This window comes from Aquimarina algiphila, from assembly GCF_007489275.1.
GTDB lineage: Bacteria > Bacteroidota > Bacteroidia > Flavobacteriales > Flavobacteriaceae > Aquimarina > Aquimarina algiphila.
Window position 1 is genome coordinate 1 of record NZ_VLNR01000147.1, and the last position, 2,930, is coordinate 2,930.

The window sequence follows — 2,930 nt, forward strand, 5'->3', positions numbered from 1 at the left end:
ATTCTATAGAAGATATTTCACCTTATCATAATTTTACATTTTGGGCTAATGATGGTAGGTTAAATGTGTTTCCGGATTCCTTTAGTATTGCTGATGTTTTACCAGATATGACCTTTTCTGCTTTCCTGAATAAATTAAAAAATTGGTTAAACCTTGATATCGATTTTAAGCACGATACGGTTACTATAGATTATGTAGAAGAAAAATTTGTGGAAACTTCTTTTAGGGATGAATCTCATTTAGAAGCAGAAAAATATATTAAGAAATCAAACCAAAATAAGGCGTATGTGCTTAAAGATTCCAGAGAAACGATACATATTAATAAGGATGGGGTAGTAAGTGATATTGCTGCATATAAAGACGAAAATGTAAATACTATTGATACAGGTGTAGATATAATGAAAATCGAAAAGAAGAATTCAGTATTTACAGCTCGTAGGCGTGAAGGATCGGATTTTAGAATTTTATTATATGATGGTTTAAAAAATGGTTTGCCTGTTACTGTGAGTGCAATTAATGAAATTGATTTTTCTATTGAAAATGTATACGAAAGATTATGGAAGAACTGGCTTAGATTTCGTGTTACTTCAGAGACGATAAAAGATAAATTTAGTTGTGACATTTATGAAAATCTAACCACAGAACTGGGAAGATATAAATACAACAAAACGCAACTCGTTAAGAAAATCAGTAAACGAAGGGTTAAGGAAAACACGTGGGAAGTACAAATTGAAAGTGAAACTTTTGGTTAATTTAGTAGATATTATTGTATATTACTTTTCAAAATATAAAAGAATAAAATTGGAAAATAAAGAGATAACAGGAGTAGTTCATGAAAGTGAAATATTAAATGAAATTCCTAAACCATCTGATACTGATTTTAAGACTCTACAGGAGTTTTTGAAAGATAAAAGAAATAAAGTGAACTAATGGAGATGATATTAAATTCTCATTCGATTTCTATAACAACATGGATTATGTTGATTATTATTTATGAGCTCGTAAACTTTAAAAAAAGAAGATTTTTGTTTTTAAGTAATTCAAGTTATGCGGCCTTGGTTGGAACATATTTAATATTATCTGTTTTATACATTGTAAAGTTGTGGTTTAGCGAAACATTTCCGATAAATGAAATTGAATTAGGTTTAAAGTACTTTGTCATTTCTTTCAATACTTTTTGTTCAATTATTTTGTTTATTGATTATATGATTTTTCTCAAGAATAGAAAAAAATTAAATTATAAATAACCGATGGAAAAATTACCTCAAATATTAATAGTAATATCTTCTTTAGTTGTTGGTGGGCAAATTAGACTACTCATTTTTAATAACTTTCAAATGAGTCAGAATGATTGGTTTGTTCTAATTATTTTTGGAATATTATTTACTTATTATTCTGTTTTATATTTTGTATTTAATATAAAAATATATTACACGTCCGAAACACAAAAAAAAGAGATTAAGACCAAGAAGATAGGTTTTAAATGACCAAAATTCCATAAACTAATGAAAAATAATGAAGAAAAAGTTGAAGATATAGAGAATGAATTATTCCGTAAAATATCATTACTAATATTAAATAATCTGGAAAAATATGGTCCAGAAAGAGTTGCTAACGAATTAAATGAAAAATCTGAAGGTAATTATTATGTTGTGCCTACAGAGGAAGGTGTTCGAGAGTATGTGAGTAACTTAATCAATAGAAAGTTTAAATAAATATAAAATTGTTACAGAATCAGAAAGAATAAATATGTCTTAATCAAGATTATAGATTATTCTCTTATGCGCATCGTCTCTAACATTTTCAGGGTATTTATCCTTATATACAGTATCTACGTCATCTCTTTCGTGGCCTACAATTTCTCGTATGATATCAGGGTCAATAAATTTAAATTTACCTAATGTTTGAAACGTATGCCTTGGTGATCTGGAGTTAAACGGTTCGTTTTTTGGGAGGGTTTGTATTTCTAGGATTTCTAAGCCTTTCTTTACATTTCTTCTGTGATTATCTCTAAATGTTTTGTACCTACTTCTGTCCTTGTCCCAGGGGAATACATAACCATCTTTTTGTGATGTACAATATTTGTTAATTAATTCTTCTGCCTCTGGAAATAGTTTTACATCAAACTCTACTTTTTTTTCTCCTAGTTTTATTCTTTCAAAATACACTCTTTTCTTATGTATTTGTGACCATTTTAGGTAATAAACATCAATAAGATATTGACCGCCAAGATAAAACTGTAATAATGATAAATCCAATGATCTCTGATAGCTTATTTGCTTAAGGTTAGATTTTTTAACCTTATCTATTGCTTCGTGATCTATATAGACATTTTTAGCTCTTCTTTTTCTAATAGGTAGATCAGTAAAAACTCCTTTAAAAGGAGTGTTATCTGGTAGATTATATTCTATGCTGCATTTATTATATATGGCTCTTATTTCTGCAATGTAAGTTCTTATACTTCCGTTTTTTACTTTGCGTTCATCTGAATCTTTTTTCTTCTCTGATTTTTTGAATTCTATAAACTTCATCATTAACGATCTGTCCAATTGGCTATAGCGAAGTTTAGGTCTGAATTTTTTTAATTCATTAATGGCTAACTGATATGCCTCTGCATTTCCTTCTCTATTAAGATGGTACATGTATGCTATTCTTTTATCTGCATAAGAATAGAAACAAGGGTCATCTATTACTTTTCCTTGACCAGTTAGAAGAATTCTGAAGGCTTTGTCAAAGTCAGTTAGTTGAACAAAAGCTTTTTTCCCTGCTGTTTTTTTAATTTCAGCGATATCGGGATAAAGATTGGAAATTCTTGCCAAACTGACCCACCTATTCCTATTATATTGACCCAGTAAATCCTATTTAAACTGACCCACCTATTCTTGTTTAAATTGACCCACCCCCAAAAGTGTGTGTATTAAATAACTTGT

3 protein-coding genes are annotated in these 2,930 nt (G+C 28.9%); 2 read left to right on the plus strand and 1 reads right to left on the minus strand.

What is annotated here, in order from left to right:
* The coding region (locus FOF46_RS31995) for a hypothetical protein (protein WP_167572023.1) at positions 1–752 on the plus strand (752 nt) is incomplete at its 5' end.
* A gap of 753 nt (positions 753–1,505) precedes the next feature.
* Entirely contained in the window at positions 1,506–1,715 is a 210-nt protein-coding gene (locus tag FOF46_RS30610) for a hypothetical protein (RefSeq protein ID WP_143919214.1), read from the plus strand.
* A gap of 39 nt (positions 1,716–1,754) precedes the next feature.
* Here the strand turns inward: FOF46_RS30610 and FOF46_RS30615 are convergent, their stop codons facing one another.
* Positions 1,755–2,819, minus strand: a complete 1,065-nt coding sequence (locus FOF46_RS30615; protein ID WP_167572024.1) for a phage integrase SAM-like domain-containing protein — start codon at positions 2,817–2,819, stop codon at positions 1,755–1,757.
* Between the last annotated feature and the right edge of the window lie 111 nt (positions 2,820–2,930).

Coding starts and splice junctions, on each gene's coding strand:
- FOF46_RS30610 (WP_143919214.1), top strand. CDS start 1,506: ATGAAAAATAATGAAGAAAAAGTTGAAGATATAGAGAATGAATTATTC.